The organism is Desulfomicrobium aestuarii (assembly GCF_055385525.1).
The window spans coordinates 1,304,620-1,329,594 of sequence record NZ_AP042427.1 but is presented as its reverse complement, the minus strand read 5'-3'; the positions used below and the strand labels follow the sequence as shown (position 1 = coordinate 1,329,594).

General features: G+C 66.3%; 25 protein-coding genes and 1 riboswitch. Of the genes, 20 read left to right on the top strand and 5 right to left on the bottom strand.

Going from position 1 to position 24,975, the window contains the following annotated elements; genetic code table 11:
* Positions 1-74: 74 nt before the first annotated feature.
* From ACZ5AC_RS06060 to ACZ5AC_RS06015, 10 genes are all read left to right on the top strand, one after another.
* Positions 75-1,931, top strand: coding sequence for a YgiQ family radical SAM protein (locus ACZ5AC_RS06060; protein ID WP_464250059.1), 1,857 nt, complete (start codon positions 75-77; stop codon positions 1,929-1,931).
* Positions 1,932-2,318: 387 nt separating this feature from the next.
* The gene (locus ACZ5AC_RS06055; RefSeq protein ID WP_464250058.1) at positions 2,319-2,594 is read left to right on the top strand and encodes an HU family DNA-binding protein; all 276 of its coding nucleotides are present in this window, start codon (positions 2,319-2,321) and stop codon (positions 2,592-2,594) included.
* A 111-nt stretch (positions 2,595-2,705) separates the two neighbouring features.
* The gene (locus ACZ5AC_RS06050) at positions 2,706-3,578 is read left to right on the top strand and encodes a pyridoxamine kinase (protein WP_464250057.1); all 873 of its coding nucleotides are present in this window, start codon (positions 2,706-2,708) and stop codon (positions 3,576-3,578) included.
* Positions 3,575-4,417, top strand: a complete 843-nt coding sequence (locus ACZ5AC_RS06045) for an HAD hydrolase family protein (protein WP_464250056.1) — start codon at positions 3,575-3,577, stop codon at positions 4,415-4,417. Before ACZ5AC_RS06050 ends, ACZ5AC_RS06045 begins: the two co-directional genes overlap by 4 nt.
* Positions 4,414-5,205: an MlaE family ABC transporter permease gene (locus ACZ5AC_RS06040; protein WP_464250055.1), complete on the top strand. Its 792-nt coding sequence runs from the start codon at positions 4,414-4,416 to the stop codon at positions 5,203-5,205. Before ACZ5AC_RS06045 ends, ACZ5AC_RS06040 begins: the two co-directional genes overlap by 4 nt.
* Positions 5,206-5,209: 4 nt before the next feature.
* Positions 5,210-6,400 (top strand): ATP-binding cassette domain-containing protein, encoded by a 1,191-nt coding sequence (locus ACZ5AC_RS06035; RefSeq protein WP_464250054.1) that lies wholly within the window; start codon positions 5,210-5,212, stop codon positions 6,398-6,400.
* Positions 6,397-6,855, top strand: coding sequence for an outer membrane lipid asymmetry maintenance protein MlaD (gene mlaD / locus ACZ5AC_RS06030; RefSeq protein WP_464250053.1), 459 nt, complete (start codon positions 6,397-6,399; stop codon positions 6,853-6,855). The genes ACZ5AC_RS06035 and mlaD overlap by 4 nt, the downstream gene beginning before the upstream one ends.
* The gene (locus ACZ5AC_RS06025) at positions 6,852-7,430 is read left to right on the top strand and encodes an MlaC/ttg2D family ABC transporter substrate-binding protein (protein ID WP_464250052.1); all 579 of its coding nucleotides are present in this window, start codon (positions 6,852-6,854) and stop codon (positions 7,428-7,430) included. The genes mlaD and ACZ5AC_RS06025 overlap by 4 nt, the downstream gene beginning before the upstream one ends.
* Positions 7,423-8,181 (top strand): MlaA family lipoprotein, encoded by a 759-nt coding sequence (locus ACZ5AC_RS06020; RefSeq protein WP_464250051.1) that lies wholly within the window; start codon positions 7,423-7,425, stop codon positions 8,179-8,181. Before ACZ5AC_RS06025 ends, ACZ5AC_RS06020 begins: the two co-directional genes overlap by 8 nt.
* A gap of 60 nt (positions 8,182-8,241) precedes the next feature.
* Positions 8,242-8,529, top strand: coding sequence for an amphi-Trp domain-containing protein (locus tag ACZ5AC_RS06015; protein WP_464250050.1), 288 nt, complete (start codon positions 8,242-8,244; stop codon positions 8,527-8,529).
* 269 nt (positions 8,530-8,798) lie between these two features.
* Here the strand turns inward: ACZ5AC_RS06015 and ACZ5AC_RS06010 are convergent, their stop codons facing one another.
* From ACZ5AC_RS06010 to ACZ5AC_RS05995, 4 genes are all read right to left on the bottom strand, one after another.
* Complete coding sequence (locus ACZ5AC_RS06010) at positions 8,799-10,109, bottom strand: TRAP transporter large permease (RefSeq protein ID WP_464250049.1); 1,311 nt, start codon at positions 10,107-10,109, stop codon at positions 8,799-8,801.
* Positions 10,106-10,591 (bottom strand): TRAP transporter small permease, encoded by a 486-nt coding sequence (locus tag ACZ5AC_RS06005; RefSeq protein ID WP_464250048.1) that lies wholly within the window; start codon positions 10,589-10,591, stop codon positions 10,106-10,108. The genes ACZ5AC_RS06010 and ACZ5AC_RS06005 overlap by 4 nt, the downstream gene beginning before the upstream one ends.
* A gap of 98 nt (positions 10,592-10,689) precedes the next feature.
* The gene (locus ACZ5AC_RS06000) at positions 10,690-11,700 is read right to left on the bottom strand and encodes a TRAP transporter substrate-binding protein (protein WP_464250047.1); all 1,011 of its coding nucleotides are present in this window, start codon (positions 11,698-11,700) and stop codon (positions 10,690-10,692) included.
* Positions 11,701-11,753: 53 nt separating this feature from the next.
* On the bottom strand, positions 11,754-12,350 hold the full coding sequence (locus ACZ5AC_RS05995; protein WP_464250046.1) for a TetR/AcrR family transcriptional regulator: 597 nt from the start codon (positions 12,348-12,350) through the stop codon (positions 11,754-11,756).
* A 164-nt stretch (positions 12,351-12,514) separates the two neighbouring features.
* Positions 12,515-12,693, top strand: a riboswitch (cobalamin riboswitch).
* Positions 12,694-12,781: 88 nt separating this feature from the next.
* Here ACZ5AC_RS05995 and ACZ5AC_RS05990 point away from each other — a divergent pair.
* The 10 genes from ACZ5AC_RS05990 to cobJ are packed head-to-tail and all read left to right on the top strand — an operon-like array spanning position 12,782 to position 23,293.
* On the top strand, positions 12,782-13,666 hold the full coding sequence (locus ACZ5AC_RS05990) for a sirohydrochlorin cobaltochelatase (RefSeq protein WP_464250045.1): 885 nt from the start codon (positions 12,782-12,784) through the stop codon (positions 13,664-13,666).
* Between the two features lie 2 nt (positions 13,667-13,668).
* On the top strand, positions 13,669-14,676 hold the full coding sequence (locus ACZ5AC_RS05985) for a FecCD family ABC transporter permease (protein ID WP_464250044.1): 1,008 nt from the start codon (positions 13,669-13,671) through the stop codon (positions 14,674-14,676).
* Positions 14,673-15,458: an ABC transporter ATP-binding protein gene (locus ACZ5AC_RS05980; RefSeq protein WP_464250043.1), complete on the top strand. Its 786-nt coding sequence runs from the start codon at positions 14,673-14,675 to the stop codon at positions 15,456-15,458. Before ACZ5AC_RS05985 ends, ACZ5AC_RS05980 begins: the two co-directional genes overlap by 4 nt.
* On the top strand, positions 15,442-16,311 hold the full coding sequence (locus ACZ5AC_RS05975; RefSeq protein ID WP_464250042.1) for an ABC transporter substrate-binding protein: 870 nt from the start codon (positions 15,442-15,444) through the stop codon (positions 16,309-16,311). The genes ACZ5AC_RS05980 and ACZ5AC_RS05975 overlap by 17 nt, the downstream gene beginning before the upstream one ends.
* A complete protein-coding gene (gene cobI, locus ACZ5AC_RS05970) occupies positions 16,308-17,018 on the top strand; it encodes a precorrin-2 C(20)-methyltransferase (RefSeq protein WP_464250041.1) in 711 nt (236 codons plus the stop codon). The genes ACZ5AC_RS05975 and cobI overlap by 4 nt, the downstream gene beginning before the upstream one ends.
* Before the next feature lie 15 nt (positions 17,019-17,033).
* Entirely contained in the window at positions 17,034-18,386 is a 1,353-nt protein-coding gene (locus tag ACZ5AC_RS05965) for a cobyrinate a,c-diamide synthase (protein ID WP_464250040.1), read from the top strand.
* Entirely contained in the window at positions 18,383-19,444 is a 1,062-nt protein-coding gene (gene cbiD, locus ACZ5AC_RS05960) for a cobalt-precorrin-5B (C(1))-methyltransferase CbiD (protein WP_464250039.1), read from the top strand. Before ACZ5AC_RS05965 ends, cbiD begins: the two co-directional genes overlap by 4 nt.
* A complete protein-coding gene (gene cbiE, locus ACZ5AC_RS05955) occupies positions 19,441-20,757 on the top strand; it encodes a precorrin-6y C5,15-methyltransferase (decarboxylating) subunit CbiE (protein WP_464250038.1) in 1,317 nt (438 codons plus the stop codon). Before cbiD ends, cbiE begins: the two co-directional genes overlap by 4 nt.
* Entirely contained in the window at positions 20,754-22,538 is a 1,785-nt protein-coding gene (gene cobM / locus ACZ5AC_RS05950) for a precorrin-4 C(11)-methyltransferase (RefSeq protein WP_464250037.1), read from the top strand. Before cbiE ends, cobM begins: the two co-directional genes overlap by 4 nt.
* A 2-nt stretch (positions 22,539-22,540) precedes the next feature.
* Positions 22,541-23,293: a precorrin-3B C(17)-methyltransferase gene (gene cobJ / locus ACZ5AC_RS05945; RefSeq protein WP_464250036.1), complete on the top strand. Its 753-nt coding sequence runs from the start codon at positions 22,541-22,543 to the stop codon at positions 23,291-23,293.
* A 23-nt stretch (positions 23,294-23,316) separates the two neighbouring features.
* Here cobJ and ACZ5AC_RS05940 read toward each other — a convergent pair whose 3' ends face one another.
* Complete coding sequence (locus tag ACZ5AC_RS05940) at positions 23,317-24,909, bottom strand: glycosyltransferase family 4 protein (RefSeq protein WP_464250035.1); 1,593 nt, start codon at positions 24,907-24,909, stop codon at positions 23,317-23,319.
* Between the last annotated feature and the right edge of the window lie 66 nt (positions 24,910-24,975).

The window sequence follows — 24,975 nt, the reverse complement described above, 5'->3', positions numbered from 1 at the left end:
CTCCCTCCTGGCGGCCTTCGGGCCGCCTTTTTTGTCCTTGCCCCGCGCTCCCGTGCAGCCTATAGCCCCGAACCATGAGCCTTTTCACACGCCCCTCCCTGGCCCAGCCCCCCTTCCTGCCCATGACCCGCGACGAGATGATCCGCCTGGGCTGGGACGAGCTCGACGTGCTTCTGGTCAGCGGTGACGCCTACGTCGACCACCCGTCCTTCGCCATGGCCCTCCTGGGCCGGACCCTCGTGTCCCACGGCCTGCGCACCGGCATCGTCACCCAGCCGCGCTGGAGCGGACCCGAGGATCTGACCGTCATGGGCCGTCCGCGCCTCTTCGCCGGGGTCTCGGCCGGGGCCATCGACTCCATGCTGGCCCACTACACGGCCTTCCGCAAGAAGCGCTCCGAGGACGCCTACACCCCCGGCGGGTTGGCAGGGGCGCGGCCCAACAGGGCGTGCATCGTCTACTCCAACCTCCTGCGCCGGGCCTTCCCCGGCCTGACGCTGGTCCTGGGCGGCATCGAGGCTTCCCTGCGGCGCATCACGCACTACGATTTCTGGACCGACGCCCTGCGCAAGCCCATCATCCTCGACGCCAAGGCCGACGCCGTGGTCTACGGCATGGGCGAACGGGCCCTCATTGACATCGCCCTGCGGCTGGAGAGGGGCTCGGACCTGACGGGCATCCCCGGCACCGTGACCGCGCCGACGGGCGCGGCCGCCGAAGCCGTCGATGCGGACATCATATTTCCCGGCCACGAGGAAATCGTGGCCGACCCGAAGCTCCTCATGCACGCCACCCTGCTCATGGAAAAGCAGGTCCACGACGGGACGGATCGGGCCGTCCAGCGCGTTGGCGACCGCGTCGTCGTGGTCGAACCGCCGGCGCAACGCCTGAGCACGAAAGAGATGGACCGCCTCTACGCCCTGCCCTTCGCCCGCAAGGCCCACCCGGCCTACGAAAAGCCGATCCCGGCCGAGGAGATGATCCGCGACTCCGTGACGAGCCACCGCGGCTGCGGCGGCGGTTGCTCCTTCTGTACGCTGGCCCTGCACCAGGGCCGGCGCATCGCCTCGCGCAGCAGCGCCTCCATCGAGGACGAGGTCAGGAGTATGACCAAAAGCCCCGGTTTCCGGGGACAGATCTCCGACGTGGGCGGCCCCAGCGCCAACATGTGGGGGGCCGAGTGCGCCAAGGACGACAAACCCTGCAAGCGCGCCAGTTGCATGACGCCCACGGTCTGCCCCCATTTCCGCATGGACCAGAAGGCCCACCTGGACCTCCTGCGCCGGCTGCGCAAAATGCCCGGCGTGAAAGGGCTACGCGTGGCCAGCGGCGTGCGCTTCGACCTGGCCCTGCAGGACATGCCCGCCCTGCAGGGATACCTGCGCGAATTCGTCGGCGGCCAGCTCAAGATCGCGCCGGAACATGTCTGCGACAACGTGCTGCGCCTCATGCGCAAGCCGGGTATCCGCGTCTTCGAGGAATTCCTGACGGTTTTCGCCCGCGAATCCGAGCGGGCCGGCAAGGAGCAGTACGTCATCCCCTACCTCATGAGCGCCTTCCCCGGCACCACCGACGAGGACATGCGCGCCCTGGGGCGCTGGCTCGCCGCCCGCGGCTGGAAGCCCCGGCAGGTGCAGTGCTTCATCCCCATCCCCGGCGCCGTGGCCACGGCCATGTTCGTGGCCGGCATCACCCCCGACGGCAAACCCGTCCACGTGGCCCGGACCGACGAGGAACGACTGCGCCAGCACCGCATCCTCATGCCGCCCGAAGAACACAGGCCCGCGCGTCAGCGGGACGAGTCCGCCAAGCCACACCGGCCTCTCCGTCCCGCGGCCTGCCGATCCGCCTGCCCGCGCCCGAAACCGGGCGAGCGGGCAGCGAAGGCGCAAAGACCCGCCGGAAAATCCTCGCGGCGCGCAAAACGCTAGCCCTTTCCCCATTTCCGAGGCACCTCGCGCCCGAAGACCGGGCCGTTATTTTTATGATTGTCTTTTCAAGAAGATAGTTGTCTTTTTTATTTTTCGGCTGTAATATCAGACACAAGTGACATTTCCGACTGCCTTTCCCCGGGCTGGAAGCCGTCAGGTCCGGTCGCACGGTGCCCGAATGCAATTTTTTTTTTTGCAAACATGTCCAGAATAACTTCCCAAAGTTCTTGGTTTTTATTATCAAGGGTTCAATTTTCGGAGGAACGCCGCGCGCGTCACGGACATGACCGAAGAGCAAGCGTTGTGATGGCAGGGATGTGACATGCCGGCATGAGGGAAACCACACCGCGATCCGCAGTATCCATGAATCGCAATCCGGAGCAGAAGATGAACAAAAGCGAACTTATCCAGTCCCTTGCAGAAAAAATCAAAATCTCCAACGATGAAGCGTCGACCATCGTCGACAGTTTCTTCGATTCCATGCGCGACGCGCTGCTGCGCGGGGATCGGATCGAAATCCGCGGATTCGGCAGTTTCAAGATCAAGCAGTACGAAGGCTACGTCGGCCGCAACCCCAAGACCGGCGAATCCGTGCAGGTCAAGCCCAAGAAGATGCCTTTCTTCAAGGCGGGCAAAGGGCTGCTGGATTTCCTGAACAGCTAAAACCCGTTGACAGCAGGCCGTTTCGGCGCAATTGCTCGCGGCACACTTTCAACGACGGTTTCAATCGGTCTCCCCAGGAAGGATTGAATGCCGTGTCATGGAGCTCCGGCATTGCATTCCGTTATCCAGCGCGTAGCAGCCATTCACGATCTCTCCGGATTCGGCGGGGGGTCACTTTCAGCAGTGATCCCTATTATGTCAGCCATGGGCATACAGGTCTGCAGCCTTCCCACGGCCATCCTCTCCACCCACACGGGCGGCTTCACGGACTTCCATTTCCGCGACCTGACGGACGACATGCGCCTCATCATCACGCACTGGCGCAGGCTGTCCCTGTCCTTTGCCGCCATCTACTCCGGCTTCCTGGGTTCCGTCGAGCAGATCGGCATCGTCCGCGACTTCATCCGCGACTTCAGAAACCCTGACACGCTGGTGATCGTCGACCCGGTCCTGGGCGACGACGGGAAACTCTACGACACCATGGCCGAAGGGATGGTTGCCGGCATGCGCAGCCTCGTCGCCTCGGCCGACGTCATCACCCCGAACATCACCGAAGCGGGCCTGCTGCTGGGCGAGTCGTCCCTGCCCGCGCCGTCCGACACGGACGAGATCAAAGCCTGGACCCGGGCCCTTTCGAATCTGGGCCCCCGCTGCGTCATCATCACCAGCGTGCCCGAAGACTCCGTCAGGGGCACCTCCGTCGTGGCCTACGACCGCGAGGCCGGCCGCTACTGGAAAGTTGCATGCCCTTATATTCCGGCATGTTACCCAGGGACTGGAGATATTTTCGCCAGCGTGATATGCGGCTCCCTCCTGCAGGGCGACTCGCTCCCCCTGTCCCTGGACAGGGCCGTACAGTTCGTGTCCATGGCCATCAGAACGACATTCGGCCACAATTTTCCGGAACGCGAAGGCGTTTTCCTGGAGCGGGTGCTGCCAAGCCTGAACGCCCCCGTGTCCATGAGCAGCTTCGAACTGATATGAGCCCGTACCGCGGCATCTTCGTCAGCGACCTGGATGGCACCCTGCTGCGCGACGGACGCATCTCCCCCGAGGACCTCGAAGCCTTCGGGACCCTCGGCTGTCGCGGGATCCTGCGGGTCATCGCCACGGGACGCTCCCTGCACTCGGCCGAAGCCTGCCTGCCGCACGGCTTTCCTGCCGACTACATCGTCCTGTCCACGGGAAATCAGGTCATGCACTGGGGGACGCGGGAGGTGCTGCGTTCTTCACGCTTGTTGGCGGACGAAATTCAGGCTATCTGTTCTGCTTTACGCGGGCTCGGACTGAACTTCATGGTCCATGACGATTTTCCGAGGAACCATGGCTTCGCCTACAGGCGGGGCCTGAAGCCGGTCGAGGACTTCGAGCGCAGGCTGGCCCTGCATGCGGCGCATGGGCGCGAGATGGACGACTGCCCGGACATGGACACCGCGTCGCAAGTTCTGGCTGTCGTCGACGCAGCGGACGAGGGACTGCATGCACGCCTCGCCCGGGAGTTCGCGGGCTTAAGCGTCATCAGGGCCACCTCGCCCCTGGACGGCCACTCCGTGTGGATCGAGATTTTCGCGGCGGGCGTCTCCAAGGCCGCCGGAGTGCGGGATATCATCGACCGTCACGGAATGCAGGACGCGCTGATCGCCGCCATCGGCAACGACCACAACGACAGGGACATGCTCGACATGGCGCATGTGCCCTTCAAGATCGAAAATTCATTTTTGGGCGACGACACGTACATCACCGCCCCGAACACCAGCGATGCGGTGGCCAGAGCCATCGCGCACTATACGGAATTGCTGCAGGCAGACGCAGAGCGTTCATGAAAAGCTTATCCGCCTTCCCCGCGCTGATCGGGGCAACTTCGCTGTCCATCGTACGCAACGTGGGACAGTGGGGAGTATTCTCCCTGATGTCCGTCCTCGGCATGATCCACGTGCGCAAGCTTTTGCCCAAGGTGCTCTACAACATCCACTTCATCGGCTTCAAATCCCTGAACATCATCATCCTTGTGGCCTTCTTCACGGGCATGGTTCTGGGCCTGCAGGGCTACTACACCCTCATCAAGTTCAGTGCCGAAGGCATGCTCGGCGTGGCCGTGGCACTGTCCCTGGTGCGCGAACTGGGGCCGGTGCTGACGGCCATCATGCTCATCGGCCGGGCCGGGTCGAGCATCAGCGCCGAGATCGGCATCATGCGCATCTCCGAGCAGATCGACGCCCTGTCCACCATGGACGTGGACCCGGTACGCTACCTCGTCACGCCCAAGGTCATCGCCTCCCTGATATGCTTCCCGCTGCTGACGGCGATCTTCGACTGCGTGGGCATCATGGGCGGCTACTTCTCGTCCCTGCTCCTGAGCACCCGCTCGGGCATCTACTTCAGCAAGATCCAGTCGAGCCTGCTCCTGGAGGACGTCACGGGGGGCTTCATCAAGTCCTTCGTCTTCGCCTTCATCGTCATCACCATCTGCTGCTACTGCGGCTACTACACCCACCAGAACCAGTCGAGCGCCGGCGCCGAAGGCGTCAGCAACTCCACGACATCGGCAGTGGTCCAGTCCTGCGTGTACGTCCTCATCGCCGACTACGTCATAACCTCCTTCCTGATGTGAGCCCATGAGCGAGACACCACTCATCCAACTGCGCAACATCACGAAGGCCTTCGGCGGCAGGACCATCCTGAAGAACGCCTCCCTGGACATCCGGCGCAACGAGATCACGGCCATCATCGGCAAGAGCGGCGGGGGCAAGAGCGTCCTGGTCAAGCACATCATCGGACTCATCGAGCCCGACAGCGGCGACATCGTCTTCGACGGCCAGGCCTACTCGACCATGAACCGCCGCCAGTTCTCGGCCGTGAAGAAGCGCTGCAGCTACATGTTCCAGAACAACGCCCTTTTCGACTCCATGACGGTCTTCGAGAACATCGCCCTGCCCCTGCGGGAGAAGTTCGTCTTCAAGCGCCGCCAGATCGAGGACAAGGTCAGGGCGCGCATCGAGCAGCTCGAACTGCAGGAAGTGGCCCACATGTACCCCAAGCAGATCTCGGGGGGCATGCAGAAGCGCGTGGCCCTTGCGCGGGCCCTGGTCACGGAGCCGGAGATCATCTTCTTCGACGAGCCCACCACGGGCCTGGACCCCATCCGCAAGAAGACCGTCTTCTCCATGATCCACCACTATTACGAGAAGCTGAATTTCACTGCGGTCATCATCACCCACGACATCCCGGACATCTTCTACATCGCCCAGACCGTGAACATCCTGGATGATGGGCACATCGTCTTTTCAGGCTCCCCCATCGCCCTGGAACAGTCGGCCGACCCGGAGCTCTATCCCTACACCCACGGCCACGAGCTGCTCATCGACGAGCTGACGGGGTTGCACAACAGACTGGCCCTGACCCGCAAGATCGATGATTTCAGCGCCGGATCGGGCCGGGACGAGCATCTGGCCGTGGCCACCATCCGACTGGTGGGCATGCGGACCATCATGGACTACAAGGGGAACCTCCTGGCACACGCCATCATCAAGCAGCTGGCCAAGTACGTGCAGGGCTTCCTGCCGGCGGGAGCCTGCGCCGGGATGTTCTCCAAGGAAATTCTCGTCCTGGCCGCCAAGACCAGGGACACATCCGTCCTTGAGACCTTCCTGAAGCGTCTCGCGGACTATTTCGGGGCCCTGAGCGTCGAAACCTTCTGCCACCGGCACAGACTGCAGGTCGAAATCGGCGGGACCCTGGCCACCAGGGGTGTCAACGCCTGCACGGCTGTTCAGGAAGCACTTGCAACCTCCAAGAAGTACGTATGAAAATCTCAAGCTCATCCATGCACATCTCTATCGGCCTGTTCATCCTGATCGGGCTCGGCTGTACGGCGTACCTGGCCATGACCCTGGCCAACACGACATTCTTCTCCGGCGACTCGTACCTTGTCTCTGCCAAATTCACGGCCGTGAACGGCTTGCGGCCGGGGAGCAACGTCGAGATATCCGGCGTGGCCGTGGGCAAGGTCGCAGACATCACCCTGGACCAGACCCTGTACCAGGCCGTGGTGACCATGCAGGTCCAGAACGCCGTGGGCATCCCCGTGGACTCCGTGGCGGCCATCAAGACCAGCGGCCTCATCGGCGACAAGTACGTCAGCATCACGCCCGGCGCCGACGACGCCATGCTCGAGACCGGAGGCGTGATCCAGGACACCCAGGCTGCCCTCGACATCGAGGAAATGATCTCCAAATACGTATTCGGAAGCGTCGAAAAATGAAAAAACTGTTTCTTCTCCTGTTTCTGCTGCCCTGCGTGGCCCTGGCAATGGACACGCCGACAAGCTACATCCGCTCCAACGTCGACGCCGTGGTCGCAATCCTGACCTCGCCGGAATACAAGGACGAGACGACCCGTGACGCGCAGATGCAGAAAATCGAGGGCATCGTCGACGAGTTCTTCGACTCCGAGGAACTGTCCAAACGCTCCCTCGGACAATACTGGCGGACCTTCACCCCCCAGCAGCGCGACGAGTTCCAGGTCCTGTTTCTGGAACTCATCAAGAGCGTCTATCTCAAGAAATCAGTGGCCTACAACGGCGAAGTGGTGGCCTTCAACCAGGAGATCATCAAGTCCGACACTCAGGCCGAGGTGCACACCACCATCACCTCGCCGCAGTTGAACATTCCCGTCATCTACTACATGCTGCGCAAGGACGCCTCCTGGAAGGTCTACGACGTGTCCGTGGAGAACGTCAGTCTGGTCAAGAACTACCGTTCGCAGTTCCAGAGCATCCTGCAGAAGAACTCGCCCGATCAACTCATCGCCATCCTGAAGGAAAAAACCAATGAGTAAGCGCATCCTCGTCCTCGTGTGCGTCGCCCTGGCCGTGTTCATGCTGCAGGGCTGCGCCGGAAAGAAAACCGCCCCCTCCATGGCCGCCGACGCTGCGGCGCCGGTCGCCCAAAACGGCGACGAATACGAGGACAACGGGAACGGCGAGCCCTACCCCGACTCCATCGAGGGCTTCAACCGGGGCGTGTTCTCCTTCAACGACGGGTTCATCACCTATGTCTTCTCGCCCTTCGATACGTTCTACACCGGCTTCTTCCCCCAGGACATCCGCAACGGCTTCGGCAACTTCTACCGCAACCTGGCCTACCCCGTCAGGCTGGTGAACGCCCTGTTGCAGTTCAAGTTCGACAAGATGGCCAAGGAGACGGCCTCATTCGCCCTGAACACGGTCTTCGGCGTTGGTGGCCTGTTCAACGTGACCCGAAACATGGAGGCCCTGCAGTCCTCCCCCGAGGACTTCTCCCAGACCCTGGCTTTCTACGGGCTCGGCGAAGGCACGTACGTCGTCCTGCCCCTCATGGGACCGTCCTCGGTGCGCGACATCTTCGGCACCGTGGCGGACTCGTTCCTGAACCCCCTGTCCCTGGTCACGCCCGACAGCGCCAGATACGCCCTCATCGGGCATGACAAGACCAATGCGGCGTCGGCGGCCTTGCCTACCTACAAGGAAATCAAGAAAGAGTCCTTCGACCACTACACGAGCATGAAGGACGTCTTCTTCCAATACAGGCGGGGCCTCGAAAAGGAATAGCGACGGGAACGTGACGCCACGCGGCCACGCTTGACTTTTTCCCAAGCGGACTATCTTTTGATGGCTAACCTCGAACTGGATCACCCCAACGATACGGAGGAAGACATGTCCGACAAGAAGAAGCTCGTGGAAATCGAAGAAACCCGCCTGGCATACATGGCCGGAGTGCTGCTCAAGGAAATCGCCGAGGGACTCTCCCGCCGCGAGATCGAATTCGCCACCGAGGACGGCACCGTGAAGGTCGCCGTGCCCAAGGACGTGGAGATCGAATACAGCGTGGAACGGAAGGAAAAGGACGGCGAAGCCAAGACCAAGCTGGAGATCGAGATCAGCTGGAAATCCTGCTGAGGCAGCCGGCCCGATACCCGAAGCCCAGCTGAAGGCTCACTGCACGAAACCCTCGTCGCTCTATGCGGCGGGGGTTTTCGATTACTGTATCTTTACCGCGGCTTCACTGTTGCGGCACGGCTCAGAACCCGATGGCCGGAGCACCCACCAAACGTCGTTGAAACCTTACTGGCACGCTTGAAACGCACCGGGGCCGGAATGTCTTCCGGCCCCGGTGCGGGCGTGTTCGAAGGGACAGGAGCGGGGATGCGCCCGCCGGTCGTTTGTGGCTACATGAGCGACGGCAGGAAGGTCACGATCTGGGGGAAGAGAAAGAGCATGACGATGCCGACCATGGTGGCCAGCAGGAATGGATAGATGCCGCGGAAGATGGACTCCAGGCTGATGTTCTGCTTCATGCCCGTGGTCACGCCGTAGACCACGTAGACGTTGATGCCCACGGGCGGCGTGATGACGCCCATTTCCGTTATGAGCACGATGATGACCCCGAACCAGATGGGGTCGTAACCCAGGTCCATGACCACGGGGTAGAAGACGGGCACGGTCAGCATGACCATGGCCAGGGAGTCCATGAAACAGCCGCCGAGGAAGTAGATGAGGACGATGAGCCCCATGACGGCCAGGGCCGGGACTTCCAGGCCGCCGATGAAGCTTGCCGTGGTGAAGGGGATGCGGGTCACGGCCAGGAACTTGCCGAAGACCACGGCCCCGGCCACGAGGAAGAGGATCATGGCCGAGGTCCGCAGGGTCTCTTCCAGGGATTTCATGACGAGTTTCAGATTCAGCTGGCGCCGGACCAGACCGAGGACGAGCACGCTGAAGGCGCCGACGGAGGCGGCCTCGGTGGGTGTGAACCAGCCCTTGAACAGACCCGTCAGGACCACGGCAAAGACGATGAGGGTATCCGTCAGGCCCGAAAGGGACCTGATGCGCTCGGGCCAGGAGAAGTGTTCGGCCGGCGGCCCGTAGTCGGGATGGCGGCGGCAGGTAATGGCGATGGCCGCCAGGAAGAGGCCCGTCAGCATGAAGGCCGGCAGGATGCCCGAGACGAAGAGCTTGCCGATGGACTGCTCCGTGAGCACGCCGTAGATGATGAGCACCACGCTCGGCGGCATGACCATGCCGAGCCCCCCGCCGGCGGCCACGGCCCCGGCGCTCAGGCGGTCGCGGTAGCCAAAGCGCTTCATTTCGGGGATGGCCACAGTGGCCATGGTCGCGGCCGTGGCCGGGCTCGACCCGCAGACCGCGCCGAAGGCCGTGCAGGCCGAAACCGTGGCCATGGCCAGGCCGCCGCGGATGTGACCGAAGAAGTGGTAGGCCGTGGAGTAGAGGCGGCGGCTGATGCCGGCGTTGAAGGCCAGCTGGCCCATGAGGATGAAGAGCGGGATGGTCGTCAGGTCATAGGAGACGAAGACCTCGTACATGCTGCGGCTGACCATGTTCAGGCCGCCCTGGACCGAGGTCAGGACCGAGAAGCCGACGAACCCGACCACGGCCATGACGAAGGCCACGGGCATGCGCGTGCAGAAGAGGACGAGCATGACCGCGATGCCGATGAAGCCGATGAAGGCCGGACTCATGACTGCCTCCACTGGCCGAGGAAGCGGATGAAATCGACGATCATGGCCAGGGTGGTCACGGCGAAGCAGGCGGCGAGAACGTAGATCAGCACGTGCTCAGGGAGTCCCAGATTCATCGACACCTCGCCCGAGAGCTGCTTGTCCCGGGCATAGAGGCCTATCATGGCCGTAACCATGGCGAAGAAGAGGATCGAGAGGATCTCCCGGAAAAGCTTGAGCCGACGGCGCACCCGCATCGACAGGAGCTGCACGAAAACTTCCACGCCGATGTGCGAGCGGTGCGAGTGTGCGTACGGCAGGGTCAGCCCCAGGGCCAGGACGGCCAGGAAGCTGACCAACTCCTCGGACCCGAAAATCGGACTTTGCTTTAGCCGCCCGCTGATATCGGCCACCGTGATCAGGACCATGGCCATCAGGCTCAGGCACGCGGCCACGCGCATGACGCCTTCGACCTTGGCCAGTATTTTCTCGATTCCTTCCACAAATACGCTCCTTTACGCAAAAATGCAGGCGACGATGGCCTGGGTTGCGGCCGCCACAACACAGACCATCGCCGCCTGTCAATCGATAATCGACCCGCCTACTTCAGGTTGGCCCGCATGAACTCGACCACGGCCTTGCCGTCGGCGCCGGCCTTGGCGCACTCTGCCTCGTACTCGGTGAAGATGGGTTCCATGGCCTTGGTCCAGCGTTCGGCCTCGGCCGGGTCCAGGGTGACCACGGCGTTGCCCTGCTGGGCCAGGAAGAAGTCCAGCCCTTCCTTGTCGCTGTCATCCCAGGCCTGGCCGTGCTTGCCGACCCACTCGACGCTGACGTCGGTCATGGCCTTCTGCACCTCGGGGGACAGGCCGGCCCAGACGTCCTTGTTGATGACCACGAAGAAGGTCGTGGTGTAGGCCACGGCCGTGGTGTCCGTCAGGTAGTCGACGACCTCGGCCATCTTCCAGCCCTTGTTGGTCTCCACGGGGTAGATGCCGCCATTGACGACACCCTTCTGGATGGACTGGTAGGAGTCGGGCATGGACATGGCCACGGGGTTGCCGCCCAGGGCGGTGATGACGGCCGCGCTGTTGCCCGTGGCGCGGATCTTCATGCCCTTGAGGTCGTCCATGCTCTTGACCGGCTTGCCGGCGGTGTGCAGCTTGCCCGGGCCGTGGGCGTGGAAGTACAGCACGTGGACGTCGTCGAACTCCTTGGGCTTGAACTTCTCAAAGACGGCGTTGGCCAGCTTGGTGGCCTGGATGCCGGACGTGTAGCCCATGGGCAGGTCAACGCCGGACAAGACCGGAAAGCGCCCCTTGGTGTAGCCCAGGGCCGAGAGGCCGATGTCGGAGATGCGCTGGACCACGCCGTCGTAGCAATCCTTGGGCTTGGTCAGGGTGCCGGCCGGGTAGTAGTCGACGACGACCTGCCCGTTCGTCCGCGCCTCGACCTCGCGGCACCACTGTTCGGCCAACTGCGACTGGATGTGGGTCGGCGGGAAGAAGTTGCTGTAGGAGAGTTTGACCGGCCCGGCGGACATGGCCGAACCCGAGAAGCCCAGGACAAGCACGGCGGCGACCAGCGCCGCGACCCGAAAAGACAGCCTCATCTCGAAAATCCTCCGTGTGACAGGTGCGGCCGCGCCCCATGCGCCGGCCCGTTTCATTCCTGGGTGTCCAGGGCGTTGGCCAGGGCCAGCCGCATGGCGGCCCGGCGGAAATCCTTGCGGTCGATGGTGCCAGTGCCCAGCAGCGAATGAATCAGGAAGCCCTCGAACAGGGCCGTGTTCAGGGCCCCGATCTTGCTGGCCGGGTAGCCGCTCTTCACGTACGGGGCGACGATGTCCTCGAAGATGTCGTTGGACAGCCGGTAGAGGGACTGGTTGAGCTGGGTGCGGAGCTCCGCGTTGCGGGAGGCGTGGATGGTGAACTCCAGGAAGACCGAGGACCAGTTGCGGTCGTCGATCATGGTTTCCAGGAAATCGAGGATGCGCTCCATGACCTCTTCGAGACTGCCGGCATGCTTCAGGGCCGCGTCGCGCATGGCCCGGTAGGACTGCATCTTGATGGCGATGATCTCCAGCATGATCTCGTCCTTGCTCTGCCAGTGTCGGTAGAAATTCCCCTTGGCATAGCCCGCTTCGGCCGTGATCTCGGCCACGGTCGTGGCCACGAACCCCTTGGCCGCGAAAAGCCTTTCGGCGGATTCGAGCAGCTCCCGCTGCGTCTGGAGCGATTTTTCCTGCTGTTTCCTAGCCACGTCGTCCCCTTTATTGGACAATGGTCACAAAGTGACCAAAAGTCATTTTGTGACCACTTATTCGCTCACAGGCCGGAATGTCAAGCGGCTTTGAGGGCTTTCGAAACCTTCGTCGCGAAACTCCAGGCACGCCCCTTTCCTTGACAGCCCCCGTGGCCCCGACTAGCCTTTCCCCCACTTCGGATACCTTCGGGTGTAAAAGGGAATCCCGTGCAAATCGGGAGCGGACCCGCCGCCGTGAGTTTCAGCAAGGCCATCCTCCGCGCTGTCCACTGGGAGCAATCCTGGGAAGGACGAGGACGGTGAAACGAGTCGGAAGACCTGTCCGAAGACCAACCACAGTCTGTGCCGTCCGCAACGGGGGTTTTGCGGACCGCGCCCCGGACCCGCGTCCGTTTTCATCCATTTCCCCCGCCAAACCTGGAGGTTGCATGTTCAAAGCCTCGCATGTTTGCGGACTCGTTCTCGTCATTTTACTTATGTTCCTCGGCGCCCAGGCCTTTGCCGGCCATGGTGCGGAGCGGGCGGCCAAAAAGGGCATCCTGCTGGTCGCCTTCGGCACCACGGTGCCCGAGGCCCGCGCCGCCCTGGACAACATCGACACAAAAGCCAAGGCCCGCTTCCCCGGCCTGGAAGTGCGCTGGGCCTACTCGTCGCGCATCGTGCGCCAGAAGCTGGCCGGCCAGGGGCTGCACTTCGATTCCCCGGCAATGGCCCTGGCGCGCATGATGGACGACGGGTTCACCCATGTGGCCGTGCAGTCCCTGCAAACCATCCCCGGCGAGGAGTTCCACGCCTTGCAGCGCACGGTCGAGGCGTTCTCGGGCCTGCCCAAGGGCATGGAACAGGTGACCCTGGGCCTGCCGCTTCTGGCCGAACCGGCCGACGTCGAGGCCTGCGCCAAGGCCGTCATGGCCAGCCTGCCGCCTGACCGGAATAAGAACGAGGCCGTCATCCTCATGGGACATGGCACCCATCATCCGGCCAACATCTACTATCCCGGCCTGCAGTATTCCCTGGGTCGCCTGGACCCCCTGGTCCTGGTCGGCACCGTCGAGGGCGCGCCCTCCCTGGACGACGTGCGCGCAGCGTTGAAGGCGCACAAGGTCAGGAAAGCCTGGCTCCAGCCCTTCATGGCCGTGTCCGGCGACCACGCCGTCAACGACATGGCCGGCGACGGGGAGGACTCCTGGAAGTCCGTGCTCGCGGCCGACGGAGTGACCTGCGTGCCGGTACTGCGCGGCACGGCCGAGATCCCGGCCTTCGTGGACATCTGGCTTGACCACCTGCAGGCCGCCGTGGAGCGGTTGAACTGACCATGACCGGGCCGCGTCATACCCGGGCCTGGCTGCTTCTGGCGGCCGCCGTGCCCCTCTCGGTCTACGCGGCCCTGTTCTTCGGGTCCTATCCCCTGCCTGCCGGGGCCATCCACGAGGCCCTGGCCGCCTGGCTGCGGGGCGGGCCCGAAACCCAGGATCTGGTCATCGTGCGCGACATCCGCCTGGGCCGCATCATCCTTTCGTTTCTGACCGGCTCGGCCCTGGCCGTTTCCGGCGGGGTCTTCCAGGGCCTGCTGCGCAACCCCCTGGCCGACCCCTTCACCCTGGGCATCTCCAGCGGCGCGGCCTGCGGGGCCGCCCTGGCCCTGGGCCTGGGCTGGACTCTGCCGGGACCGTCCGCCCTGCCCCTGGCCGCCCTGGCCGGGGCCTTCGCGGCCATGGGGATGGTCCTGGGCCTGAGCCGCCTGGCCGGGGATTTTTCGCGCGAGAGTCTGGTCCTGGGCGGCATCGTCGTCTCGACGTTTCTGGGCGCGGCCATCGCCCTCATCAAGTCCCTGAACGAGGAGTCGGTTTCGGCCATCGTCTTCTGGATCATGGGCAGCTTTCAGGGCCGGGGGTTCGAGCACGTGGGGGTCATGCTGCCCTACCTGGCCGTCGGCGGCGCAACGGTTTTTCTGCTGGCCCGCGAACTGGACATCCTGGCCCTGGGGACCGAGCAGGCCGCCCAGGTCGGGGTGGCCGTGAAGCGGGTGCGCGTCGCCCTGCTGGTCGGCGCCGGCATGCTGACCGCCGCGGCCGTCAGCGTCTCGGGCATCATCGGCTTCGTGGGGCTCGTGGTGCCGCATCTGGTGCGCATGCTCATGGGCCCGGACTCGCGCTCCCTGCTCCTGTTCTCGGCCCTGGGCGGGGGGATTCTGCTGCTGTGGTCCGACGTCCTGGCCCGGACCATCCTGGCCCACGGCGCCGAACTGCCCGTGGGCGTGCTCACGGCCCTCTTCGGCGGCCCCTTCTTCTGCCTGATCATGGCCCGCAGGCGCACGGCATGAGCGCGGCCATGATCGAGATTGCGGGTCTGGCGGCCGGCTACGACGGCCGGGCCGTGCTGCGCGGCGTCAGCCTGAGCGTCTCGGCCGGGGAGTTCACCGGCATCCTCGGACCCAACGGCAGCGGCAAGACGACCCTCGTCCGCGCCGTGTCCGGGGTCCTGCCGCCCCTGTCGGGGAGCATCCGCATCGGCGGCGACGACATCGGCATGCTCACGCCCAAGGCCCGGGCCGGCCGCTGCGCCACCGTGGCCCAGAAAACCCCGGCCCTGCCCGGCGTGCGCGCCCTGTCTCTGGTGCTCATGGGCCGCTACCCCTACGTGTCCCTCTTGGGCGGCTACGGCCCCGCCGACGTGGAGCGCGCCAGGGCGGCCATGGACGAGACGCGCAGCCTGCACCTGCGGGACCGGGCCGCGGACACCCTCTCGGGCGGCGAGCTGCAGCGAGTGGTCATGGCCAAGGCCCTGGCCCAGGACACGGACCTGCTGCTCCTGGACGAAGCGGCATCAAGCCTGGACGTGGCCCGGACCGTGGACCTCTACGAGCTGCTGCGGGCCCGCAACGCCGCCGGGACGACCATCCTGACCGTGGCCCACGACCTGAACCTGGCCGCCCTCTATTGCCGTCGGCTCGTCTTTCTGAAAAACGGGTCCGTCGCGGCCGACGGCCCGACCCGTGACGTGTTCACGGCCCAAACCCTGAGCGAGATCTATGAAACACCCCTTGCCGTGGCTCCGCACCCCCTCACGGGCGCTCCCCAGGCTCATCTTGTGCCTCGCCCTTAGCCTCTGCCTGACGAGTTGGGCGGCGGCCGAAGTGCGCGTCACGGACGACCGGGGCACGGAGATCCGCCTTGACGCCCCGGCAGGCCGGGTCGTGTTTTTGTACGGCGCCTTCGGCGAGATCCTGGCCGACCTGGGCCGGGAGGAGGCCGTCGCCGCGCGCACGGCCGCCGACGAGTTTCCGCCGTCCATCGCGGCCAAACCGTCCATCGGCACCCACCTGCGGCCCAACGCGGAGTTGATCCTGGGCCTTTCGCCCGACCTGGTCGTGCAGCTCGGCGGCCGCCCCGAGGCGTTGGACCCCGTGCGATTCCTGGAAGACCGTGGGGTTACGGTGGCGGTTTTCAACCTGGAAAATTTCGAGCAGCTCTTCTCGGTCATGGAGCGCCTGGGCGTGCTGACCGGCAGCGGCGAACGGGCCGCAGAGCGCGTGAGCACCATGCGCGCCGAACTGGCCGCCCTCGAGGCCTCCCGAAAGGGCCCGCAGCCGCGCATCTTCTTCGAGGCCCGCTACCCGAACCTCCTGGCAGCGGGCCAGGGCTCCATGGTCTCGGAGATCATGGCCGCGGCCGGCGGCCGCAACTGCGTCGAGGCCCCGGACAAGCTCGCGCGTCTGGGCGAGGAGGAAGTTTTGCGCCTGGCGCCGGACATCTACCTCGTGCAGCAGGGACCCATGAACCCGTCCCCCGAACCCGTGGCCGAGCGTCCCCTGTTCCGCACCCTGTCGTGCCTGGACAAAGGGCAGGTCTTCACCGTGGACCAGGCCCTCTTTTCCCGGCCCGGGCCGCGCAGCATCGAGGCCGTGCGGCAGCTTTCAACCATCATAGCAAACTGGAAAACGGAGGTCCGCCCATGAGCGGCCATTTATACGGCATCGGCGTCGGCCCGGGCGACCCGGAACTCTTGACCATCAAGGCGGCGAACATCCTCGGCCGCGTCGACCTCATCCTGGCCGCGTCCTCGACAAAGAACGACGACTCCCTGGCCCTGGACATCGCCCGCCCGCACCTGCGGCCCGAAACCCGCGTCGTGCGCCTGGGCTTCCCCATGAGCCGCGACGAGCACACCCTGCAGGCCGCCTGGGAGGAGAACGCCCGGCTGGTCCTGGCGGAACTCGACGCAGGGCACGACGCCGCCTTCCTGACCCTGGGCGACCCCCTGCTCTACTCGACCTTCGCCTACCTGCTGCGCACCCTGCGCCGCCTGGCCCCGGAGACGCCCGTGACCGTGGTCCCGGGCATCACGTCCTTCCAGGCCGTGGCCGCGGCCACGGAGACCGTGCTGGCCAAAGGTTCCCAGAACCTCATGGTGCTCCCGGGCATCCGCGACGCCGGGGAACTGCGCCGGAACCTAAGCGGCGCGGACAACGCCGTCATCCTCAAGGCCTACACCAACTTCGCCGCCATCCGCGAGGAACTTCGCATGTCGCCGAAACACACCCATTGCGTTTTCGCCTCGAAGATGGGCATGAAGGAACAGTTCATCACGCGCAGCCTCGACGAGGCCCCGGACAGCCCGACATACCTGTCGCTCATGCTCCTGACCGGAAACGAACCACGTTGAACCAAGGATAAGCATATGCCCAAAGCCATCCTCATCGCCGGCACCTCCAGCGGGTGCGGAAAGACATCGGTCGCCCTGGGCCTGATGAAGGCCTTCGCCCGCAAGGGCCTCGTGGTCCAGGGCTTCAAATCCGGGCCGGACTTCATCGACCCGGGCCTGCACCGCATGGCCACGGCCCTGCCGAGCCACAACCTCGACGGCTGGATGCTCCCCACCGAAGAGATCCGGCGCATCTTCCGCCGCAACCACGAAGGGTGCGACATCTCCATCATCGAGGGGGCCATGGGGCTCTTCGACGGCATCGGCGCCGTCAGCGAGGAGGGCTCGGCCGCGCAGCTGGCCAAAATTCTGGACGTGCCCGTGCTGCTGGTGGTCAACGCCCGCGGCATGGCCCGCTCGGCCGCAGCCCTGGTCAAGGGCTTCGCCGAGTTCGACCCGGCCTTGAGCCTCGACGCCGTGCTCTTCAACATGACCGGCAGCCCGGCCCATGGGCAGATCCTGTCCCAGGCCCTGGAAGGCCAGGGCGTACGCGTCCTGGGCAGCCTGCCGAGGGTCCCCGGCCTGGAACTGCCCTCGCGGCACCTGGGCCTGGTCACGGCCGAGGACCTGGACCGGCGCGATGAGCGCCTGAACGCCCTGGCCGACTGGGTCGAGAGCGCCCTGGACCTCGACGCCCTGCTGGCGGCCCTGCCCGAGTGCTCCCTGCCCTCCCTGAACGACGGCGGCGTGAAGATGCCCGAGGTCCGCATCGGCTACGCCCGCGACCGCGCCTTCTGCTTCTATTACGAGGAGAACCTGCGCATGCTGCGCCAGGCCGGGGCCGAACTGGTTCCCTTCTCCCCGTTGGAGGACTACAACCTGCCGCCGGCCCTGAAGGGCCTGTACCTGGGCGGCGGGTACCCTGAGCTTCACGCCGAACGGCTGGCCGCCAACACGGTCATGCTCGGCAAGATCCGCGACTTCTGCGCGAGCGGCAAGCCCGTCTACGCCGAGTGCGGCGGCTTCATGTACCTGATGAAGAGCCTGCGCACCCGCGACGGCCGGGAGCACGCCATGGCCGGCGTCTTCGACTTCTCCTGCGCCATGCAGGGCCGGCATCAGGCCCTGGGCTACCGCGAGGTGGAGCTGGCGTCGGCGACGGCGCTGGGCGGAGCGGGCGAACGCGTGCGCGGGCACGAGTTCCACTATTCGCAGCTGCGCGGCGAGGATCCGGCGGCCGCCGAGGCCTACCGCGTCTTCGACCGCTGCGGCCGGACCGACGGGGCCGGCGGCTTCCTGAAAGGCAACTGCCTGGGCTCCTACGTGCACCTGCACTTCGGCTCCAACCCGGCCATGGCCGAGCGCTTCGTCGGGGCCTGCGGGGCATGACCCTGCGCCACGGCTTCACCACGGGCACGGCGGCGGCCGCGGCAGCCAAGGCCGCGGCCCTGCACCTGCTGGAAGGACGCGCGCCGGACTCCGTCGACGTGCCCCTGCCCATGGGCGGGCGCCTGTCCGTGGCCGTTCTGGAGAGCCGCGGCGAGGGTGACGGCGTGCTGGCGGCCGTGGTCAAGGACGGCGGCGACGACCCCGACGCGACCCACAGGGCCGTGATCCGGGCCCTGGTCCGGCGAGGCGGCGAAGGGATCGTCCTCAAGGGGGGACATGGCGTCGGCACGGTGACCCGGCCCGGCCTGCCCGTGGCCGTGGGCGAGGCGGCCATCAACCCGGCCCCGCGCGAGCAGATCAGGCAGGCCGTGGCCGAGGCGGGACTCGACGCCGCAGAAGTGGAGATCCGCGTGGACCGGGGCGAGGAGATCGCCCTGAAAACCTTCAACCCGCGCCTGGGCATCGTCGGCGGCATCTCCATCCTCGGCACCAGGGGCACGGTCAAGCCCTTCAGCAACGCCGCCTACCAGGCCACCATCCGCCAGTGCCTCGATGTCATGCAGGCCTGCGGCGTCAAGCGCCCCTGCCTGACCACGGGCGGCCGCAGCGAGCGATTCCTGCGCCGGGCCAGGCCGGACACGCCCGAGACGGCCTGCGTGCAGGTGGCCGACTTCTTTTTCTATTCCATGCGCGAGGCAGGGCGGCGCGGTTTCGCCGCCGTGCAGTGGGGCGTGTTCTTCGGCAAGCTGGTCAAGCAGGCCCAGGGGCACCGCTACACCCACGCCCGCAGCGCGGACCTGGACCTCGCCGTCCTGGCCGGCTGGTGCGCCGAGTGCGGGTTTCCGCAGGACGTGTGCGCCGACGTGGCCGGGGGCAACACGGCCCTGCAGGCGCTGCAGACCGTCGCGCCCATGCCGCAGGCCCCTGCGCTCTACGCCTTGCTGACGGACAGGGCCGCCGGGTACGCCAGGGAATTCAGCGGCCGCGGCCTGGCCGTGGACTACCTGCTCTTCGATTTCGACGGACGCGTCCTGCACGACACCTCGGAGGCGGCATGATCCACGTCGTCGGCATTGGCCTGTGCCCGGAACACCACTCCCCGGAGCTGATGCGGCTCGTGCGTTCCGCCGCCCTTGTGGCCGGGGGCCGCAAGATTCTCGACGAAATGGGCATCGAGAAGCAGCGCAGGCTCACCCTGACCTCCGTGGCGCGTTTCGCAGCCGACCTGCGCAGCCACGCCGCGAAAACCACGGACGATATCTGCGTCCTGGCCGACGGAGACCCCCTGCTTTTCGGCATCGGCGCGAGCCTGCTGCGCTTTTTCGAACCCGGCGAACTGACGTTCCACCCCAACATCTCCGCCCTGCAGGCGGCCTGCGCCCGCTTCGGCCTGCCCTGGCACGACTGCGCCGCCCTGTCCCTGCACGGCCGCGAGGACCTCACCCCCCTTTTCGCGGCCCTGACCCACGGCCGCCTGGCCGCCTTGTACACAGACGCGCGCATGAGCCCGGACACCGTGGCCCGGCTTCTCCTGGAAAGGGGCGTCACGGGCTGGCGCATGCACGTGGCCGAGGCCCTGTGCTCGCCCGAGGAGCGCCTGACCACGGCGACCCTGACCGAAGCAGCCCAGCGCTCCTGGCACCCGCTCAACGTCGTCGTGCTGGAGCGGACAAAAACCCCACCGGTCGCCCTGGCCCTGGGATTGGACGAAGTCGCCCTGGCCCGCGAGGACGGCCTCATGACCAAGCAGCCCGTGCGCGCCCTGGCCCTGTCGCTCCTGCGCCTGGCCCCGGACTCGGTCCTGTGGGACCTCGGCGCGGGCAGCGGCGCCGTCAGCCTGGAGGCGGCGCGCCTGCTGGACCGCGGTAGCGTGGTGGCCGTGGAGCGCCGGGCGGGACGGGCGGAGCAGGTCCGGGACAACGTGACGCGCACAGGCGCCTGGCTGGTGGAGGTGGTGCAGGACCAACTGGCCGTATTCCTGGAAACGCGCCTGGAAGAAAGGCACAACACCACGGACGACCATCCCCACGCCGAGCACAGTTCCCATAGGTCCCAAAGGTCCCATGGGTCCTATGAGACCCATTCACCCCACTTCCCCCCTCCCACCCACATCTTCCTCGGTGGAGGCGCCGCCCCCGACATCTTGGTCGCTTGCGCCCGCCTCCTGCGGCCCGGCGGTCGCATGGTCGCAGCCGCCGTGCTGCTCTCGACCCTCGAAACCGTCCGCGCCGTCATCGACGAACTGGGCTGGCCCCTCACGGTTCACCAGCTCATGCACCACGCCAGTGCCCCCCTGGGGGCCGATCTGCGTCTGGTGCCGTCCAACCCGGTTTTCCTGCTGGAAACGCAAAAACCTTCAAGCGACACATGAATATTTCACCGCACGTGTACTTCATCGGCGCAGGCCCCGGCGACCCGGACCTGATCACGGTCCGCGGCCGCGACCTTGTGTCCCGCGCGGACCTGGTGCTCTACGCCGGCTCCCTGGTCCCGGCCGAGGTCGTGGCCTGCGCCAAGCCCGGAGCGCGGGTGGCCGACTCGGCCGGTTTGAGCCTGGAGGAAACCCACGCCCTGATCCTTGAAACCGTGCGTCGCGGCGGCACCGTCGCCCGCGTGCATACCGGCGACCCGTCCCTGTTCGGGTCCGTGCGCGAGCAGACTGCCCTGCTGGACCGCGACGGCGTGCCCTGGAGCGTCATCCCCGGCGTGACGGCGGCCTTCGCCGCCGCGGCCCGGGCCGGGGTGTCCTTCACCGTGCCCGAGGCCACCCAGAGCCTGGTCATCACCCGCCTGCACGGCCGCACGCCGGTGCCGCAGGCCGAACGGCTGCGGGAACTGGCCCGGCACCGCTCCTCCGTGGCCGTGTACCTCTCGGCCGACAAGGTTTCGGAACTGACGGCGGAACTGCGCCTGGCTGGGTTGGCCGAGGACACGGTCATCGTGGTCGGGCACAAGGTCGGACACCCGCAGGAGCGGATCATCCGCACCACCCTGGCCGGGCTCGAAGCCGACATGGCGGGCGTCACGCGCCAGGCCGTCTTCCTCGTCCTGCCGGCCGAAAAGGCGCCCGTCGTCCCGTCGCGGCTCTACGACCCGGCCTTCGGGCACGGCTTCCGCGCGGCCGCGCGGCCGGAGTCCTGGCCGCGCCTGGCCGTGTACGCCCTGACGCGCCAAGGCCTCGAACTGGCGCGACGCATCGCCGCCATGGCCCCGGCAGACCTGTTCGCGCCCAAACGCCTGGCCGGGGAAGGGGTGTGCGGGTTCGAGCGCATCGCCGACCAGGTCCACGCCAATTTCCATCTCCACCACGCCCACGTCTTCGTGGCCGCGGCAGGCATCGTCGTGCGCGCCATCGCGCCCCTGCTGCAGTCCAAGAGCACGGACCCGGCCGTGGTCGTCTGCGACCAGAACGGCGACAACGTCATCAGCCTCCTCGCGGGACACCTCGGCGGGGCCAACGATCTGGCCCGCCGTCTGGCCGCCCATCTCGGCGGCCGGGCCGTCATCACCACGGCCACGGACACGGCCGGCACGCCGGCCATCGACACCCTGGCCGCGGAGCGCGGCTGCGCCATCGCCGACCCGGCACGCATCGCCGCGGTCAACGCCGTTCTGGCCGAAGGAGGCACGGTCACGGTCCACGACCCGCAGAACGACCTGGGACTGCGCGGGAATGCCGAATGGAGGGATTTCTTTGAACTTGCGGAACAGCCGACGGCACAGGTCGTGGTCACGCTGGAGGCGTCTTCGGCCCACGGGCTGGTCCTTCACCCGCGCCGCCTCTTTGCCGGCGTGGGCTGCCGCCGCGGCGTCTCGCGGGACGAGGTGCTGCAGGCCCTGCGCGAAGCCCTTGACGCCGGCGGCCTGGCCCCGGCCGCCCTGGCCGGCCTGGCCAGCGTGGACCTCAAGGCCGACGAGGAGGGACTTCTGGAGGCGGCCGGGCATCTGGGCCTGCCCACTTATTTCTTCGAACCGTCCGTGCTGGACGAAACGCCGGTCCCCAACCCCTCGCAGCGGGTGCGGGACAGGATAGGAGCGGGAAGCGTATGCGAAGCGGCGAGCATGCTGGCGGCGAGAATGAAAAACCCGAAGGCGCGGCTGATCGTGCCCAAGACCGTCCGCGGGAACGTGACGGTGGCCCTGGCCGGCTGACCGTGGTGGGCCTGGGGCCCGGCAGCGCGGACCTCCTGGCGCCCATGGCCCTGGAGTGCCTGGTGCGTGCCGGGGCCGTGGTCGGCTACGACCGGTACATGGATCTGGTGAACCCGGAGTTGCTGGCAGGCAAGACCCTGTTTTCGAGCCCCATGAAGAAGGAAATGGAGCGCACGGCCAAGGCCGTGGACTTCGCCCTTTCGGGCCTGGACACGGTGGTGGTCAGCTCCGGCGACAGCGGCGTCTACGGCATGGCCGGGCTTGTGCTGGAGTATCTGGAGCGCGAGGGGCTCCTTCATGCCGTGGAGCTGGACATCGTGCCCGGCATCCCGGCCCTGTGCGCGGCGGCCGCCCTCCTGGGCGCGCCCCTCATGCACGATTTCTGCGCCGTCTCCCTTTCGGACCTGTTGACCCCCCTGCCGCTCATCATGCGCCGCGTGCGCTGCGCGGCCGAGGGCGACTTCGTCATCGCCCTCTACAACCCCAAGTCCCGCAAACGCGGCTCCTACCTGGCCCAGGCCCTGGAGATGATCGCGGCGCAGCGCGGCCCGGACACGCCCGTAGGCTTCGTGCGCAACGCCTACCGGCCGGACCAGGAGGTGCGCACCGCCACCCTGGGCTCCTGCGACCCCGAATGGGCGGACATGCTGACCACGGTCATCGTGGGCAATTCCGCAACGCGACTCGTGAACGGCAAAATGCTCACACCGCGGGGATATTACGAGAAATACGGACGGGAAAACGCCGGGAATTGATTCCGGACTGCGTTGCTCACCGCTCAGGTGAAACGCAGGAGATCACCTTTCAGCATCCACATCACGGTGGCCGTCGCAGCCGGATGCCCTTCGGCGCGGGCCTTCAGGGACGCCCAATCCACGGGATGCCGGGTCCAGACCAGCATCTTGCGCATGAGTTCAAGGTCGACCCGGCCCTCAACGCCCGCATAGACCACCGGAAAATCCTTGCCGCGGTACACGGCCCGCCCCAGGTCCGTCATCTCCAGCATGTCTTCGTCTTGCAGCCGCCTCGTCGGGTAGGAGCCGAAAATCCTGCCGTGGTCCAGCGCCAGAGGATGGAGGCTCTCTCCCTCTCCCGGCGCGGGCGCAGGTTCCGCCCCCAGCCTCTCCCATAGCGCCAGGTATCGCCCGATGACCTCCGGCCAGTCGAAGGCCGCCGAATGCTCCCGGGCCGCCCGGCCCATCTCCTCCCTGACCTCCGGCCGCAGCATGACGCCGAGGCTCGCGGCCAGCTCCCCCACGTCCACGGCCACGTCCTGGGCCAGCCAGAGGTGGTATGCCGTGTCGTACAGGAGCGGCGCCAGAAGCGAGACATCGCCGACCTCGCCGCTGTCCGCCGTGGGAACCAGGAGTCCCGTCTCCCCGTGGACCACGAGGTCCCGGTAGCCGTCGTAGTCCGAGGCGATGACGGGCTTGCCTGCGGCCGCCGCCTCCAGGAGCGTCAGGCCGAAGGTCTCCTGCGGGTTGTCGGCCAGGGATACGACCACGTCGGCCCGGCCCAGGAGCGCCTTCTTGGTCCCGTCGTCGGGGCAGCGCACGACCACGAGGCGCAGGCCGATGTTGGCCGCCAGGTTGGTCAGGGTCCCTGGCAGGGACGCGCCCTCGTCGGGGCTCCCGGCCAGGACCAGGCAGACGCCTTCCAGCTCCGTGCCGCCCCGGCGCAGGCGCTGGAAGGCGCGCAGCAGCGGCAGCAGGTCCATCTTCGAATAGGGGCTGATGCGCCCCGGCACCAGAAACACGGTTTTCCCCGCCAAAACGTCCGGCAGCCCCTCCCTCCCGATCTCCGCGAACTCGTCCCGCCACACGCCCAGGGGCACCACGTCCACCTGCGGCGCGGGAGCCCCGCAATGCTCGCGCAGCGCGGCCAGTTCCTCGCGGACCACCGCCGCCCCGGCCCGCGACGTGGCCACGATGCAGTCCCGGGCCGTGGCCCCGGCCCAGACATGCTGGGCGAAGGACTGGCCGTAGCGGGCGTAGGACAGGGAATGGGTCACTCCCGTTATGGGAAAGACGTTGCAGGCCAAGCGGTTGCGCACGGCCGCCAGGAAGCCCTGGTGTGTCAGGCAGTCCGAAAGATGGAAGCAGTGATACGCCGTGGTGGCCAGATGCTCCGGCAGGGCCGAACGCGGCAGGATGCGGATCTTGGGCGCTGCGCCGGGGCAGGTTGAGCGCACGAAGCTCTCCAGGGCCGCCCCGCTGTGCATGTCCGGCAGAAAGAAGTGGTAGTGCGCGAAGGGGTCAACCGTCAGCAGGGCGCGCAGAAATCCCGTGTTCGCGACCTTGCGGCCGAGAATGGGCCCGTCCTCCACGAACGGGTCGAGAGTGCCCCAGACGGGGCCGGGATCGTGCGCCATGCCCGCACCAAGCAATATCTGGGCCTGAAGGAAGGACACTGCGCACGGGAGGACGCTTCGAAACTT

Coding starts and splice junctions, on each gene's coding strand:
- ACZ5AC_RS06060 (WP_464250059.1), top strand. CDS start 75: ATGAGCCTTTTCACACGCCCCTCCCTGGCCCAGCCCCCCTTCCTGCCC.
- ACZ5AC_RS06055 (WP_464250058.1), top strand. CDS start 2,319: ATGAACAAAAGCGAACTTATCCAGTCCCTTGCAGAAAAAATCAAAATC.
- ACZ5AC_RS06045 (WP_464250056.1), top strand. CDS start 3,575: ATGAGCCCGTACCGCGGCATCTTCGTCAGCGACCTGGATGGCACCCTG.
- ACZ5AC_RS06040 (WP_464250055.1), top strand. CDS start 4,414: ATGAAAAGCTTATCCGCCTTCCCCGCGCTGATCGGGGCAACTTCGCTG.
- ACZ5AC_RS06035 (WP_464250054.1), top strand. CDS start 5,210: ATGAGCGAGACACCACTCATCCAACTGCGCAACATCACGAAGGCCTTC.
- mlaD (WP_464250053.1), top strand. CDS start 6,397: ATGAAAATCTCAAGCTCATCCATGCACATCTCTATCGGCCTGTTCATC.
- ACZ5AC_RS06025 (WP_464250052.1), top strand. CDS start 6,852: ATGAAAAAACTGTTTCTTCTCCTGTTTCTGCTGCCCTGCGTGGCCCTG.
- ACZ5AC_RS06020 (WP_464250051.1), top strand. CDS start 7,423: ATGAGTAAGCGCATCCTCGTCCTCGTGTGCGTCGCCCTGGCCGTGTTC.
- ACZ5AC_RS06015 (WP_464250050.1), top strand. CDS start 8,242: ATGGCTAACCTCGAACTGGATCACCCCAACGATACGGAGGAAGACATG.
- ACZ5AC_RS06010 (WP_464250049.1), bottom strand. CDS start 10,109: ATGAGTCCGGCCTTCATCGGCTTCATCGGCATCGCGGTCATGCTCGTC.
- ACZ5AC_RS06000 (WP_464250047.1), bottom strand. CDS start 11,700: ATGAGGCTGTCTTTTCGGGTCGCGGCGCTGGTCGCCGCCGTGCTTGTC.
- ACZ5AC_RS05990 (WP_464250045.1), top strand. CDS start 12,782: ATGTTCAAAGCCTCGCATGTTTGCGGACTCGTTCTCGTCATTTTACTT.
- ACZ5AC_RS05985 (WP_464250044.1), top strand. CDS start 13,669: ATGACCGGGCCGCGTCATACCCGGGCCTGGCTGCTTCTGGCGGCCGCC.
- ACZ5AC_RS05980 (WP_464250043.1), top strand. CDS start 14,673: ATGAGCGCGGCCATGATCGAGATTGCGGGTCTGGCGGCCGGCTACGAC.
- cobI (WP_464250041.1), top strand. CDS start 16,308: ATGAGCGGCCATTTATACGGCATCGGCGTCGGCCCGGGCGACCCGGAA.
- ACZ5AC_RS05965 (WP_464250040.1), top strand. CDS start 17,034: ATGCCCAAAGCCATCCTCATCGCCGGCACCTCCAGCGGGTGCGGAAAG.
- cbiD (WP_464250039.1), top strand. CDS start 18,383: ATGACCCTGCGCCACGGCTTCACCACGGGCACGGCGGCGGCCGCGGCA.
- cbiE (WP_464250038.1), top strand. CDS start 19,441: ATGATCCACGTCGTCGGCATTGGCCTGTGCCCGGAACACCACTCCCCG.
- cobM (WP_464250037.1), top strand. CDS start 20,754: ATGAATATTTCACCGCACGTGTACTTCATCGGCGCAGGCCCCGGCGAC.
- ACZ5AC_RS05940 (WP_464250035.1), bottom strand. CDS start 24,909: ATGGCGCACGATCCCGGCCCCGTCTGGGGCACTCTCGACCCGTTCGTG.